Origin of the sequence: Anabaena cylindrica UHCC 0172, assembly GCF_034931625.1 — a bacterium.
Taxonomy (GTDB): Bacteria; Cyanobacteriota; Cyanobacteriia; order Cyanobacteriales; family Nostocaceae; genus Anabaena; species Anabaena cylindrica_A.
This window is the reverse complement of the sequence record NZ_JAYGGY010000001.1, coordinates 14,865-29,329: the sequence shown is the minus strand read 5'-3', so window position 1 is coordinate 29,329 and position 14,465 is coordinate 14,865. Positions and strand designations below refer to the sequence as shown.

Here is a 14,465-nt window from a genome sequence, read left to right as displayed (position 1 = left end):
TAATTTTCAGAATAATCATAAGAAGATATCAGAAATATAAAAAATCTCTCATGAGGGTCATATCTTTCTGAACAAGCAAAAACAAAGTAAAAAATTAATCCCTTATACGGCTATGAAAATCTTACAAAAGCCGTATCTGTAAAAATCAAAATCCTGTTATGATACGCGTGTCATTTGTGATGATTGTGTGGTGTGGTGTCAGAGGAATAAAAGATGAGTAATCCTATAGATTTTAACGGTAGACCATTTCATTTCATTGGAATTGGCGGCATAGGAATGTCTGCCCTGGCTTATGTTTTAGCAAAACGTCAATTACCAGTTTCTGGTTCTGACCTGCGTCCTAACCAAATTACTCGCAAGTTAGAATCTCTTGGCGCTCACATTTTTAGTAGACAAGAAGCAAGCAATCTTGAATTCTTTCGTCCCCAAGAATCGACTAATGGAGTATTATTAAATCCACAAGAACAATTACTTGTTAATCAGACAATTCTACCCCAAGTAATTTGTTCAACAGCTATTAATGCAAGTAATTTGGAATACAAAGCAGCCTTAGAATTAGGTTGCCCAATTTCACATCGTTCGGATGTCCTAGCTGCCTTGATTGCTGATTACTATAGCATTGCTGTGGCAGGAACTCACGGTAAAACAACGACTAGCAGCATGATAGGTTATATGCTGCTGCAAGCTGGTCTTGATCCAACAATTTTGGTAGGTGGTGAAGTCAAGGCTTGGGAAGGAAATGCTCGACTAGGAGCAAGTAAGTACCTGGTAGCTGAAGCGGATGAATCAGATGGTTCCCTAGTGAAACACGCACCAGAGATTGGGATTATCACTAATATTGAACTTGATCATCCCGACCACTACGACACATTAGAGGAAGTAATTGACACTTTCCAACAATTTGCCCAAGGTTGCAAAATCCTCATAGGTAGCATTGATTGTGAAACAGTGCGCGATCGCTTCTCTTCGAGACGCTGCGCGAACGCTCGTCTAGGGCAAAACTTGCAACCCACAATCAGCTACAGTTTAAATTCAGATACCAATGCTGACTATACCGTTACCAACATTGACTACCGTGCTGATGGTACTACCGCACTAGTTTGGGAAAAAGGTAAAGCCCTAGGTGTCTTGAATTTACGGCTTTTGAGCCGTCATAATCTTAGTAATGCTTTAGCAGCAGTAGCTGTAGGACGTGTACTCGGTTTAGAATTTGGTGAAATTGCCAAAGGCATTGCCACCTTTGAAGGTGCAAGACGGCGCTTTGAATTCCGGGGGGAAGCAGCCGGTATTACCTTTATTGATGACTATGCCCACCACCCCAGCGAGATTCGGGCTACTCTTGCCGCAGCACGTCTCCAAGCTAGACCAGGACAAAGAGTAGTTGCCATATTCCAACCACATCGTTATAGCCGTACACTTACTTTTTTAGAAGAATTCGCCGAATCCTTTGCCCATGCTGATGTAGTAGTCTTAACTGATATTTACAGTGCAGGTGAACCCGATTTAGGACAGATTAGTGGTGAAAAACTGGCCGCAGAAATTGCCAAGCAGCACCAGCAGGTAATTTATCAACCAACTTTATCCTCAGTGTGCGAATCCTTGTTGTTAACTCTGCGACCAGGCGACTTAGCATTATTTTTGGGTGCAGGTAATTTAAATCAGGTGATTCCTGAAATTATTGCCACTCTTCTTGAACCAGCTACAGCTACATCCTAAGCGGAGCAAACTTGCTAGGTTTTGTGTTGTGAGTCAATTCTCCATCTAGCAATAGGTTCATTAGTTAAATGTTATTACCGAATCTAATCGGTAAAAAAAGTAATAGAAATTACCAATAAAAGCAACGATGACAACCTCCCAGGCAGTTGGAAACGTCTGTACGATTTCTGCTTTGACTACCAAGAAACAAGAAACGATTAATTCTGTCGATGGTAACGTAATTTACTTACCAGGCACTGATTGTGTGATCAAGTCCCAGGCTTCTTTATCAGCATTTACTTCCTATAGGGTTGGGGGAGGCGCTGAATTGTACATTGCCCCTCGCAACTTAGAAGCACTACAAGCTAGTATTGAGTATGCAAAAGAGCTAGCTTTACCAGTAACGATATTGGGTGCAGGTTCTAACTTGTTGGTGAGTGATCAAGGTATACCCGGTTTAGTTATTGCCACTCGTCATTTCCGCTCTAAGCACTTCGACCCGCAAACAGGTCAATTAACTGTCGCAGCTGGGGAATCTATTCCTAGTCTGGCATGGGAAGCAGCCGATTTAGGATGGCAAGGATTAGAATGGGCTGTTGGTATCCCCGGAACTGTTGGTGGTGCTGTAGTTATGAATGCAGGAGCGCATGATAGCTGTATTGCAGATATGTTAGTTAGCGCCGAAGTTCTTTCACCAGACGGAACTTTAGAAACTCTTACCCCGGCTGAATTGGGCTATAAATACCGGACTTCATTATTGCAAGGCGGTAAACGTATAGTTACTCAAGCTACCTTTCAACTCCAACCAGGTGCAGATCCAGCAATAGTTGTAGCTACAACTAAGCAACACAAAAAGCATCGACTGAGTACCCAACCTTATAATTTTCCCAGTTGTGGTAGTGTATTCCGCAATCCTACACCTTACTCTGCTGGGTGGTTAATTGAACAAGCTGGTTTAAAAGGATATCAAATTGGTGGAGCGCAAGTAGCACTACTTCATGCCAATTTTATCGTTAATCGTGGTGGAGCTAAAGCCAGCGATATATTCTGTCTGATTAGCCATATTCAACGTGAGGTACAGGAACGTTGGTCAATTTGGTTGGAACCAGAAGTAAAAATGATCGGCGAGTTTCAACCTATTTGTTAATAGGGACTGGGGACTGGGGACGGAAAATTACCAATCCCCAATTACCAATTACCCATTACCAATTACCAGCCACATCTATAATTGAATTTGATTTGTTATTCAAAGCATAAGCGAAAAATTAATTATGACATCAGGAAAAGGACAGGGCTTTGGTTTTGGTTTAGGAAAAATGAAAGAACTGGCTGATGCTTTCAAAAAAGCCCAGCAAGTTCAGGAAGGTGCGAAAGTTCTCCAGGAACAGTTGGAGAAAATGGAGATTCAAGGAGAATCGGGCGGTGGTTTGGTTAAGGTGATTGTCAGTGGTAACCAAGAACCTAAGCGGGTAGAAATCGCCCCAGAAGCTTTGGCAGAAGGAGTTGAAGTACTTTCTGATCTTGTAACAGCGGCAATGAAAGATGCCTATAACAAGTCCACTGCTACTATGCGGGAAAGCATGGAAGAATTGACCAGTGGACTAGAACTACCTGGATTTTAGTCATTAGTCATTAGTCATTAGCTATGACTAATGACAAAGGAATTTTATGCCTTACAAGTTACTTTTTGTCTGCCTTGGTAATATTTGCCGATCGCCCTCAGCAGAAAATATTATGAATCTTCTGGTTGATCAGGCTGATTTGGGCGATCGTATTTATTGCGATTCTGCTGGTACTTCTAGTTATCACATTGGATCAGCACCTGACCGACGCATGAGTGCTGCTGCGGTGACAAAGTTGGGAATTAAACTTCGTGGTCAAGCTCGTCAGTTTACAAAGTCAGACTTTCAGGAGTTTGATTTAATTCTGGCAATGGATAAAGACAATTATGAAAATATCCTGGCTGTTGACCTTTCAGGGCAATATCATCATAAAGTCCGCTTGATGTGTGATTTTTGTTCTAGACACACCCTTAAAGAAGTTCCAGACCCCTATTATGGCGGAACTGAGGGATTTAATCAGGTGATTGATCTGCTCATGGATGCTTGTGAAGGTCTACTGGATTATGTTAAAAGTCAATAAATTTAGGAGTTCAGGAGTCAGGAGTCAGGAGTCAGGAATCAGGAGTCAGGAATCAGGAGTGCAGGGGAAGAAGGAAGAAGAAAGAAGAAGAAAAATTAATTCTTTCTCCCGATCTCCCTCATCCTCCTCATCCCTCTGAATATTCCCCTGTCCTCCTGTAATCTATTCCACCAGACCATGTTTCATTGCAAAACGTACTAGTTCGGCTCGATTGCTGGTTGATGTTTTTCTTAATAAACTGCTGACATATTTTTCTACTGTTCGCGGACTCAGGTGTAGTTGATGTCCCATATCGGCATTAGAGAATCCATGAGTCAATAGTTCTAAAACTTCCTGTTCTCTGGTAGTTAGTGATGAAAGTACTGGGGATATATGAATTTGAGTGGACAGAGAATTATGGCTGTCTACTGTTTTTGTCGAGTGGGAAGCATCTAAATTTTCTTGATGAGAAAAACGGTACTCTGATTGAATGATTTGCGATCGCTCTAATAAATTACGAATAGCCGCAGCTAACTCTTCTAGTTCAAAAGGTTTAGGCAAATATAAATCACAGCCTGATTGATAGCCGAGTATCCTTTCTTGGGTTTTGGTACGAGCTGTTAACAAAATTACAGGTAATAATCTAAATTCTGATTGTTTACGCACCCGACGCACTAGTTCATAGCCGTTCATCCTTGGCATGACAATATCTGTGACAATTAAATCAGGCTGGTTCTCTTCTACCATAGCCAAAGCCTCTTGACCGTCATCAGCCATAATCACCGCATAGCCAGACAGTTCAAGATAGTCGCTAATAGACAGACGAGTGCCCAGGTCGTCATCCACTACAAGGATCTTCAAGGGCATGGACAGTACACCCCTAGCATTTTTGTTACTCAGCAATTTGCTTTTATAAACACTATCAATAGACACTGGCAATAATAGTGTTCTTATGTTTCATACTATGACAGGATTACCTACTAATGTCTGTCTGAGGGGATGATTTATAAAGAAAATCTTAAATCCTTAGGAAAAATTAATAAAACTTAACACATCAGTTGACTTTTCTTGTTGGTTAGTCGTAGAGAGTTTATAATTATTAACAAATCCCCGATTAGAGTTTAGAGCAACTGGCATATGATCAATTACCTCTGATGCTCGATACCACAAGAGGTCTAATTTCACTAGACTCGTTTTAGGTGTAAGCCTTCTCTAAGAGTACCAATAATTTACGTAGCTTTAGGACAGAGAGTATCAAAATGCTATACTAAAGGATTAGATTAAATATCAGATTGGTTGCATTCAAACCCATATTCAAGATTAAAAAGCATCTTTAGTTAATTTACACTTAAAATTACGCCCAGTCTAAAAAAATTTTTAGGCATATTTAACGCAAACAAGATTCTCAATGAGTGACAAAAAAGAAGGTTTCAAGGTTATCAGCGACAATCGTCAAGCCCGTTATTTGTATGAAATCATAGAAACCTATGAAGCTGGAATTCAGCTAACCGGAACTGAAGTCAAGTCGATTCGTGCAGGTAAAGTAAATCTCCAAGATGGCTATGCGTTACTTCGCAATGGAGAAGCATGGTTAATAAATATACATATTTCTCCTTACACTTCCAGCGGACAATATTTTAATCATGAACCGCGCCGCACACGCAAGTTGCTGCTGCATCGCCAAGAACTTCGCAAGCTAATTGGTAAGGTAGAACAGCAGGGTTTAACCCTAATCCCGTTAAAAATGTATCTCCAACGCGGCTGGGTGAAAGTAAGTATTGCTTTAGGTAAAGGTAAAAAACTCCACGATAAGCGCGAATCCCTGAAACGCCGACAAGATCAGCGCGATATTCAACGGGCAATGAAAAGTTATTAAAACGATAATAGCCATCGCCTAAATGAATCATGAGGTAGCCTAGAATTTCAGTCTCCCCATGCTTTGAGTCGCAATAACCATGAACCAGGTAGACTATCTACGTATTAGTTTGATTGACCGCTGTAACTTTCGGTGTCAATACTGTATGCCAGAGGGAGCAGAACTGAACTATATCCTCAAGCAACAGTTGTTAACTGATGAAGAAATACTCACCCTGATTCAAGAGGTATTTATTCCCCTTGGCTTTACCCGCTTTCGTTTGACTGGTGGAGAACCTCTACTACGTCCCAGTGTGGTAAATTTGGTCAGCAAAATTGCAAATCTTCCCCAAACCCAAGATTTGGCTATGACCACTAATGGGTTTTTACTAGCACCAATGGCACAAAATCTCTATGATGCAGGATTAAGAAGAATTAATATTAGTTTAGATTCTCTTGAACCAGAGACTTTTGAACAAATTATCGGTAATCATGGGCGTGGACGTTGGCAACAAGTTTGGGAAGGGATTCAAGCTGCTTATTGTGTGGGATTTGACCCATTGAAGTTAAATGTAGTGATAATTCCCGGTGTTAATGACCATGAAATTCTCAATTTAGCCGCCCTGACAATTGACAAACAGTGGCATATCAGGTTTATTGAGTTTATGCCCATTGGCAATGAATATTTATTTAGCGATCGCGGTTGGATATCTTCAAATGATTTACGTCACAGCATTCGCGAACGTTGGGGTTTAACAGAATCTCAAGTACGTGGCAATGGCCCTGCTGATATATTTCAAATACCCGGAGCAAAGGGGACACTAGGATTTATCAGCCAGATGTCGGAATGTTTTTGCGATCGCTGTAATCGGGTACGTCTGAGTGCTGATGGTTGGTTACGTCCCTGTTTATTAAACGAAACCGGTCAAATAGACTTAAAAACTAGTTTACGTGCTGGCGTTAGCACTATGCAATTACAAGAACAAGTTAGGCAACTATTAAACTTCAAATCAGAAATTAACTTTAAACAACGCGACTCAGGTACTGTCGGCTCTTACACCCGTACCATGTCGCAAATTGGAGGTTAGTCGTTAGTCATTAGTCATTAGTCATTAGTCATTAGTCATTAGTCATTAGTCATTAGTCCTGTATAAATAACCAAGGACAAATGACCAAGGACAAATGACTCTTACGCTTGACGTGAGTAGTATTCCACCACAAGTAGTTCATTAACTTGGAGTGCTACCCATTCTCGCTCAATCACGCTGTTGACTTTACCAGTCAATTTGTTTTTATCAAATTCTAGGTGATTGGGGAGGTTAGCTAAACCAGGATATTGCAAGTTAGCTTCTACCAATTTCTTGGATGCTTCTTTAGGTCTGACAGCAATTTCCTCACCAGGACGGCACTGGTAGCTGGCAATATTCACTACACGACCATTAACGGTGACATGACAGTGATTTACCAGTTGACGAGCCGCTGGAATGGTAGGAGCCATGCCCATGCGAAAAACTGTATTATCTAAACGCATTTCTAGCAATTGCAACAATACTTGTCCGGTAGAACCAGTAACACGTCTGGCTTTCCGCACATAGCGCAGCATTTGCTTTTCAGTCAAACCGTAGTTTAAGCGGAGTTTTTGCTTTTCCTCTAGACGGATAGCATACTCAGAGCGCTTTTTACGGTTTTGTCCATGTTGACCGGGTGGATAAGCACGTCTAGGGCTTTTCCGGGTTAATCCTGGTAAGTCGCCCAAGCGGCGGACAATTCTGAGGCGGGGCCCTCTATATCGGGACATGAGTTTCCTTAATTTAATCCTGTTTAAACTTTACGCAAATATTCTATTATGACATTCCTCAAAGCAGTTAGCTAGAGTATTCTTGGTTTAATGATCTGTCTTCTGAAAAACTATCCCTAAATGCCCGCTCTCTCGAACCAACGAATTAGTTTAAATAGTCTTCCCAAGACTTCATTTCTACGGTACTAACTTTAAATCGGGCATTGGTATTGCCGAACTCAAACAGTACCTACCTACCAAGCTTTCAGGATTTGACCCTGCGTTTCCATGTGTCCCACGGTACGTTTAACTCAGATGTTGCCAAAAGACTGAGTTTTTGAAGTTTAGTCGCTGCTGACGCAATTTTGACTATAACTTGAGTCGTTTTCGCCACAAACTATCTACTATAGTCTAACCTGAGACAAAATTCATTCTCTGTAGTTAGGAATAGTTCAAAATCGCAGTATTAGGCTTTGGGACTATTTTAGACAATCGCGTCAAAATTTCTTGATTGCAGAGGAGTTTGAGCAGATTCTAAGTTAGCATAACCTTGGGTGTTTGGAGAATAGCTTATGTTAGAAAGCAAAAAAGAAATTAGCAATTTTCAGAACCAAAAAAGAAATTATGTTTTGAGACTTTTTACAGTACCAGTTGTGGCGATCGCTGGATTATTGACCAGCGTTATACCGAGTATAGCTGTTACAGATTCTTATAGAAATGATTACCGCGTCTGTGCGGCTCAATTATTGAGTGTAGGAGTGACAACACAATCAGCATCTCAGGGTTGTGCCACAGCCCTGCGACCAAAAGAGTTGTCTAGCTGTGTAGCTCAAATCAAAAAGCAGACAGAAATTGCCTCTACGGATGCGTTGTATTCCTGTAGTAAAGCCCGTCGTCCTCAAGAATTAGCAGCCTGTGTAGTTGGCATTAGCAAGAGTACTCAGAAGGCAATTGACCCAACCACCTTAACTTACTGTGGACGCAGTTTATTACCCGTGACTTTTGCTCAGTGTGTCGTTGGCTTGCGTAAAGAAATTGATTTCACCCCAATTCAGTCATTGAATACTTGTATTAATGCCAGTGACAGAATTATTAGTATCGGGGAAGGATCTACAACAGCACCGGGATTAAGTCCTGGTCTTGAAACTACTCCTATGCCATCAACTCCCAGTGGTAGCGGTATCTAAGAGTTAAATTTGCCTGTAATTTTTACAATCGTAGGGTTGGCAAACAGTCCACCCTACTAGTCCATCAAGTCAAGAATAAAGGGTGCAGGCAAGTTTAGGGGATATTAGGACTTTTTTCCTGTCTTTAACCCCTCAAATTTACTTTTCCTGACTACTACGATGTTGTGATAACTTTGCTTTCAAAGAATTAGCGAATTAGGTCTAAAGTTTGGTCGGCTTAATCGTCTTGATTACCAAAAACCATTTGTAGAATCATTGGCATACCTCCATCTTGGTGATATTTATCTGCCCAAGCTCGGATAATTTCATCCAATTCTTCCATAGCTTGTTCCATTTGTTCGAGGGGTATATCCAGTTCTTCTACAGCACGCATGGCATTCGTTTTCCGTTCTGCCCAATCTTTCATCATGCGGAAGTATCGAGCGGTATCTTCCACCATTGTGTAAGTACGCTCTTGATCGTCTGCGGGAGCATAGAAAGGACGAGTGAGGGCGTAGAAGGGCATTCCCCAAGGAGAATCAATGCGTGTGACTGTACCGGAGTAGAGTAAACGACGCTTGATATGTTCTGCCAAGGCTTCACTCAGGGGCATTTGGTGGTGTGGTGGTAACTCCTCTTGCGATCGCTTGTGGAGAAATTCTATTAACTCCAAAAACTCAAAGGATGTAACTAATTGAGCATCAGGCAGGTTCTTGGGCAGTTTACGCTCAATTTGCCTTTTTTCCTCACTAGTTAGACTTGTACCAGGAACACGGGATCTTCCTGGCTGCCAAGAATATTTTTCCATCCATACATAAGGCAGTTGAATCAGATAGCGAGGTTCTTGGGAACCCAGCATTTTTAGCAATTTACCTTCAGTCAGAGCTTGTCTCACTTCTTCGACAATGATTTTGACTCGCTTTGGCTCAAGGTGGTGCAAATGACCGGTCATTCGCAGGTTTTGTCCCTGCTCCAGATAAGTCATATAAATCGCACACTTAGCTGCTGTTGCGGCTGCATCTAAAAATGCTCCATGCCTGTGTCCACTTGTCCGCATGGCACTAAAAGCTAGATAAAGCATGATCTGATCCATCGCACTTGGACCAAGACGTTTGATCAGATCTATGTCGTTACTCATATTGACAGACAGATGAATAGCACGTTTACAAGAGTGGTAGTCAAATTAAACTATCCATTTTACACCCAAATGCAATTTTTGTCTTCACACTAGATGAAGATTTTTTATGCTTTTACCCTAAAATTGCTTGGTTTTAAATGACTCAGGGTGTAAATATTTAACTTTATACAGCGGAGTTAGTTCTGCTCACCACTAAAATTATGGACTCTTGCTGCATCAGGTTAATAGTTGGATGATGCAGCTAATCAAGTATAAATTGTGGTGCATTTAAATTGCTTTTTTTGCCAACTGAAATCTCTGCTGTAAGGCGGCTTAATTATCAAACCAGCCTATAATCTAACACCAAATTTATCCAAATTGAAAAATATAACAATTACTAGATATCAGAAGTAAATTATTACCCACGATATTTAGTTTCATTGTTCTTCATCCTTTGATTATTGGTATTAGAAGATTGCAACTGATTCCGCATTTTTTCAAAGCTGATAGCAACTGCACCACCAGTGACTAACAACACTCCCATGATTTGCACAAGATCCAATTTTTCCTGAATCATCAATCCAGCAAAAATTACGGTTAGAACTGGAACAAGAGCGCCGATAATAGCTGATGGTGGTCCACCTAATTTGCGAATTCCAAAATTATTAAACAAATATCCGCAAAGAGTCAGGACACCCAACATAAAAGCACTTAATATCACTTCCAGTAAATTAGCTGATCTAATTGCTAAACTCCAATCACTTGGTAGAGGTACCATTAAGCAGATGAAGCTTAATAGCAGCATAGTAGCGAAGTTAATTAAAGCAAAAGAAACTGGATGCAGTTTCGGAGCGCACAACCTAGTAAGAATTACGTAAACAGCAAAAGCCATTCCGGACATAATTCCAGAAATAATTCCTAAAGAGGTATTATTCATACCATTTGAATAACTACCCAAGATTAATAATTCACCACAAAAAATACCGGAAATAGCACCAGCACTGAATAAATTAGGACGTTCACGAAAGAGAAACCACGCTAATAGTCCACTAACCAGAGGATAGATAAAGAATAGTGCGATCGCAATACCAGTTGAAACTTTACCAATTGCAATATAAATGAGTACTTGGGACAAAAACAACAAACCGCCACTTATGACTGACAAGAATAAGACTTGTTTTGTTTTTGCATGATTAGGAGTAGCATTTCTCCCTACAGAATCAAATAAATTTTGTAGGTCTTGCCAAACTGAGGGGTGTAAAATGGGAGCCAAAAGTAACATTAATGGCACAACAACTAATAACCTGAGCATCAAAATTAGGAAAATATTCCCTAAAGTTGGTGCAATTAATTGCTGCGTCTCGAAATTTCCCAGAAACTCAGAACCTTTGTAAAAAAGTGCCTTCACCGCTACGTTGTAAAGTGATGACATCACTGTTGACAACACAACCAACAGGAAACCCACCTGAACAGGTGACCAACTTGGGGAACTACGGGATCTTTCTCTTCTGGTTGTTGCTTCCCGCTTGGGTGTTAGTGGGGGTGAGTATTTTGATTGCTTTACTGAGGAGTCAGGAGTAAGTACAGAAATTGGCTCTGGTGTGTTTTTTTGAGTTGATGATTCTGGTGTTGATGACTTTGTGGAGGAGTCAGGAGTAAGTACAGAAATTGGCTCTGGCGTGTTTTCCTGAGTTGATGGTTCTGATGTTGATTGCTTTGTAAAAGAATCAGGAGTTTGAAAAGACATTGGCTCAGGTGTATTTTCCTGAGTTGATGGTTCTGATGTTGATTGCTTTGTAAAAGAATCAGGAGTTTGAAAAGACATTGGCTCAGGTGTGTTTTCCTGAGTTGATAATTCTGATGTTGATTGTTTTGTAGAAGAATCAGGAGTTTGAAAAGACATTGGCTCAGGTGTGTTTTCCTGAGTTGATAATTCTGATGTTGATTGTTTTGTAGAAGAATCAGGAGTTTGAAAAGACATTGGCTCAGGTGTGTTTTCCTGAGTTGGTGATGAATTTTCGCTCTTTGGTGACTCCTGGGGAAACAGAGAAATTGGTTCAGAAATGATTCTCTCTGGAGATTTCTCCAAGAAACCATTTTTGTGTGGCTCATTTAGTTGTAATACAGTTGGCGCACCTCCTGTTAACACTTTGAGAGAAGTTGTTTCTCTGTTTTTGTCCAGTTCCCCTTTGAGACGATTAATAAATTCTGCTAATATGTCTTCCCCTTCTTGCTGTTGGTCGTACATTCGTGACAACTGCTGGGAAAGATGACTTTGATAATTTTTTAGTTCTTGTTGCAGCGAGCTAAAGGCAATTGTGACACTATCATCTAAATTGTCCAACATTTGACCAACATTCTCATTGATCTGATTAGCTGCATGGGAATTAACTTCCGCAGATCTCAATGTGACTCGTTCGGAAGATTCACCTTCGATTGATTGGGTGGCTAAAGTCTTTAGTGAAGATTGTAGTTGTGAAGATATATGCTTTGCCAAAACTTCAGCCAGCTGACGGATTAAAACTTGCTGTTCAGTGATTTGTCGAGCTTGCTGTAACTTTTCTTTTTCCTCGGTCAATCGTTGAATATCATTGGCTAAACGGGTTTTTTCAGCCTCTAGCCGCTTTACGTCGTCCTGCAAAGATTTCAGAACATTTTTTTGAAGATTTTCCAAATCCTCAACTACATCCCAGAGGGCGTTTTCTGCTGCTCTGGATAAGTCGCCTCTGACTCTTGGGTTGTCTGGTCGCTTCTCAAATCGCCCCATTAGTTTATAACCTCTAACACCTTGACGATAAATCAGTTATCAGTTGTTCAGTTATCAATTTTGAGGCTGATAACTATTCACTGTCTACTGATAACTATTCACTGTTTACTGTTCACTGTCTACTGTTCACTGATAACTGTTTCAAAGCCTTGCAGATGGGTAGGTTATGAAAAACCAAAATTTGTGCGAAATGTAAAGTGGGTGACAGTTTCCGTTGCTCTGGGGAATTAAAGTATTGTTCTATAAAAAAGAAAACATACTACCATTCCCTGCATAATATTCTAATAAATGAGTTGAAATTCTGCAAAAATAGGCTGTATTTTTAGCACCAATTGCAGAATATGGTGGTTTGAAATCCGTTGGATTCAATAGGGCTTACGCAACTGGCATATTAATTAGGATGTGTCAGACTCGATAATTTGGTAACAATTAAGATATTTTCAACATCTGACGCACCTTATTAAGAAACATTAAGTATGACGCTTGAGTAAGTGTTATTCAAGTTGAATATGTGAGTACAGCACTGAAGGTTTTGTAGTGAAACAGGAAGCCCTACTTAACTGTACCCCTATAACCTATAATGTATTGCATTTCATAGAGAACCAGTATGTGAGAATCTCCATAAATTTCATTTTCAATTTAAGATCATCCGGATAATGCTGAAGATAGTGGCGCTGAGAATGGCACTAATGGGGACTGTAATTACCCAGGCTGAGGCGATTCCTTGGAGGGTTTGGAATTTAATTGATTTTAGGTTCTGCACTAGTCCAATGCCGACTACACCGCCAACTAGGGCATGGGAGGTGGATACTGGTAAGCCTAATCGAGAAGCTAGTAAGATGGTGGCGGCAGTGGCTAGTTCGGCACAGAATCCGCTACTGGGTTGTAAGGAAATGATATTTTCGCCGATAGTAGCGATGACTTTTTTTCCCAAAATAGCTAAACCTGCAACAATGCCCATACCACCAAGGATCATAATCCAGAGGGGAATAGTGATGCCGTTAATGGGTGCGCTTCCGGTTTGATTGATGTAGGATATGACTGCGAGGGGTGCGATCGCATTCCCGACATCATTGGAACCATGTGCAAAGGCGACAAAGCAAGCACTCAGAAGTTGAAATTTAGCAAATAAGCTTTCGACGGGATTGGAGAATGGGGATTGTAGAGAAGATTTTTGATTGTCTTGTAGATTTTTCCAGCTATAGAGTGTTAGTCCAATAGCTGCTGCTGCACCTGTAAATATGGGGATGTCGTGAGTAGGTATATTTAAACCGACTTCTTTAATTAAAAAATTTGTGAGTGGTTGAGTGAGAGTAGGAAGCACAATGACACCAAATACAGTTAGTAAAATTGTGCTTAACCAAGGAATCCATTCTTGCAATTGCACTACTGGATTCGGTTGTTCTAAAATCCAGCGTTGAATCAAACTGTAAAAACACGCGGCTACAATACCACTAATTACAGGTGTTAAAATCCAACCAATAGTAATTAAACCAATAGATGACCAATCTATAGCTTCTATTCCTAATGCTACCCAAGTAAAACCTGCGATCGCACCGACAATTGCATGAGATGAGGATACAGGTAAACCGCGTGAGGTGGCAATTTGCAGCCATATTCCAGCGGATATCAGTACTGTTACCATCCCTAAAAGTAAGGTTTGCGGTGTGGTGGTAAATAATTCGGGGTTAGCAATTTTCGTCCCTAATGTTTCTGTCACCCCATGTCCAAATAAGACAGCACCTGTAAATTCTAAGATTCCGGCAATAATGATTGCTTGTTTAAGGGTGATGGCTTTAGAACCAACGGAGGTTCCCATTGCATTAGCAACGTCATTTGCACCCAGGTTAAAAGCGACGTAGAAGGCTAAAAAAGCGATGATGATCATAATTGTCTGAATCAGGATTTATAGGATTTTAGGATTTACAGGATTAATTTTGATTGTTTTTCATGTATTTGTTTAATCTT

The 14,465-nt window shown here is 40.6% G+C and carries 12 protein-coding genes; 7 read left to right on the top strand and 5 right to left on the bottom strand.

The window, feature by feature from the left end; translation table 11 throughout:
- Window positions 1-213 precede the first annotated feature (213 nt).
- The 4 genes from murC to VB713_RS00125 all read left to right on the top strand — a co-directional run bounded on the left by murC (window position 214) and on the right by VB713_RS00125 (window position 3,837).
- A complete protein-coding gene (murC, locus tag VB713_RS00140) occupies window positions 214-1,716 on the top strand; it encodes a UDP-N-acetylmuramate--L-alanine ligase (RefSeq protein WP_323309564.1) in 1,503 nt (500 codons plus the stop codon).
- 127 nt (window positions 1,717-1,843) lie between these two features.
- The gene (gene murB, locus VB713_RS00135; protein ID WP_323309563.1) at window positions 1,844-2,842 is read left to right on the top strand and encodes a UDP-N-acetylmuramate dehydrogenase; all 999 of its coding nucleotides are present in this window, start codon (window positions 1,844-1,846) and stop codon (window positions 2,840-2,842) included.
- Between the two features lie 124 nt (window positions 2,843-2,966).
- Window positions 2,967-3,317 (top strand): YbaB/EbfC family nucleoid-associated protein, encoded by a 351-nt coding sequence (locus VB713_RS00130; protein WP_323309562.1) that lies wholly within the window; start codon window positions 2,967-2,969, stop codon window positions 3,315-3,317.
- A 46-nt stretch (window positions 3,318-3,363) separates the two neighbouring features.
- Complete coding sequence (locus tag VB713_RS00125) at window positions 3,364-3,837, top strand: low molecular weight protein-tyrosine-phosphatase (protein WP_323309561.1); 474 nt, start codon at window positions 3,364-3,366, stop codon at window positions 3,835-3,837.
- A 162-nt stretch (window positions 3,838-3,999) separates the two neighbouring features.
- Here VB713_RS00125 and VB713_RS00120 read toward each other — a convergent pair whose 3' ends face one another.
- Window positions 4,000-4,683 carry a response regulator transcription factor gene (locus VB713_RS00120; RefSeq protein WP_323309560.1) on the bottom strand — a complete coding sequence of 228 codons (684 nt, stop codon included), beginning with the start codon at window positions 4,681-4,683 and terminating at the stop codon, window positions 4,000-4,002.
- Between the two features lie 541 nt (window positions 4,684-5,224).
- Between VB713_RS00120 and smpB the strand changes: the two genes are divergently transcribed.
- Both smpB and moaA read left to right on the top strand, forming a co-directional pair.
- Window positions 5,225-5,692, top strand: coding sequence for an SsrA-binding protein SmpB (smpB, locus tag VB713_RS00115; RefSeq protein WP_323309559.1), 468 nt, complete (start codon window positions 5,225-5,227; stop codon window positions 5,690-5,692).
- A 79-nt stretch (window positions 5,693-5,771) separates the two neighbouring features.
- On the top strand, window positions 5,772-6,758 hold the full coding sequence (moaA, locus tag VB713_RS00110) for a GTP 3',8-cyclase MoaA (protein ID WP_323309558.1): 987 nt from the start codon (window positions 5,772-5,774) through the stop codon (window positions 6,756-6,758).
- 101 nt (window positions 6,759-6,859) lie between these two features.
- On the opposite strand, the gene rpsD is transcribed toward moaA, so the two are convergent.
- Window positions 6,860-7,468, bottom strand: a complete 609-nt coding sequence (gene rpsD, locus VB713_RS00105) for a 30S ribosomal protein S4 (RefSeq protein ID WP_323309557.1) — start codon at window positions 7,466-7,468, stop codon at window positions 6,860-6,862.
- Between the two features lie 551 nt (window positions 7,469-8,019).
- On the opposite strand from rpsD, the gene VB713_RS00100 reads away from it, so the two are divergent.
- Window positions 8,020-8,634 carry a hypothetical protein gene (locus tag VB713_RS00100; protein ID WP_323309556.1) on the top strand — a complete coding sequence of 205 codons (615 nt, stop codon included), beginning with the start codon at window positions 8,020-8,022 and terminating at the stop codon, window positions 8,632-8,634.
- Between the two features lie 217 nt (window positions 8,635-8,851).
- Here the strand turns inward: VB713_RS00100 and hetR are convergent, their stop codons facing one another.
- From hetR to VB713_RS00085, 3 genes are all read right to left on the bottom strand, one after another.
- On the bottom strand, window positions 8,852-9,751 hold the full coding sequence (hetR, locus tag VB713_RS00095) for a heterocyst differentiation master regulator HetR (protein ID WP_323309555.1): 900 nt from the start codon (window positions 9,749-9,751) through the stop codon (window positions 8,852-8,854).
- 397 nt (window positions 9,752-10,148) lie between these two features.
- A complete protein-coding gene (locus tag VB713_RS00090) occupies window positions 10,149-12,497 on the bottom strand; it encodes an EamA family transporter (RefSeq protein WP_323309554.1) in 2,349 nt (782 codons plus the stop codon).
- Window positions 12,498-13,131: 634 nt separating this feature from the next.
- Window positions 13,132-14,385, bottom strand: coding sequence for an anion permease (locus VB713_RS00085; protein WP_323309553.1), 1,254 nt, complete (start codon window positions 14,383-14,385; stop codon window positions 13,132-13,134).
- Between the last annotated feature and the right edge of the window lie 80 nt (window positions 14,386-14,465).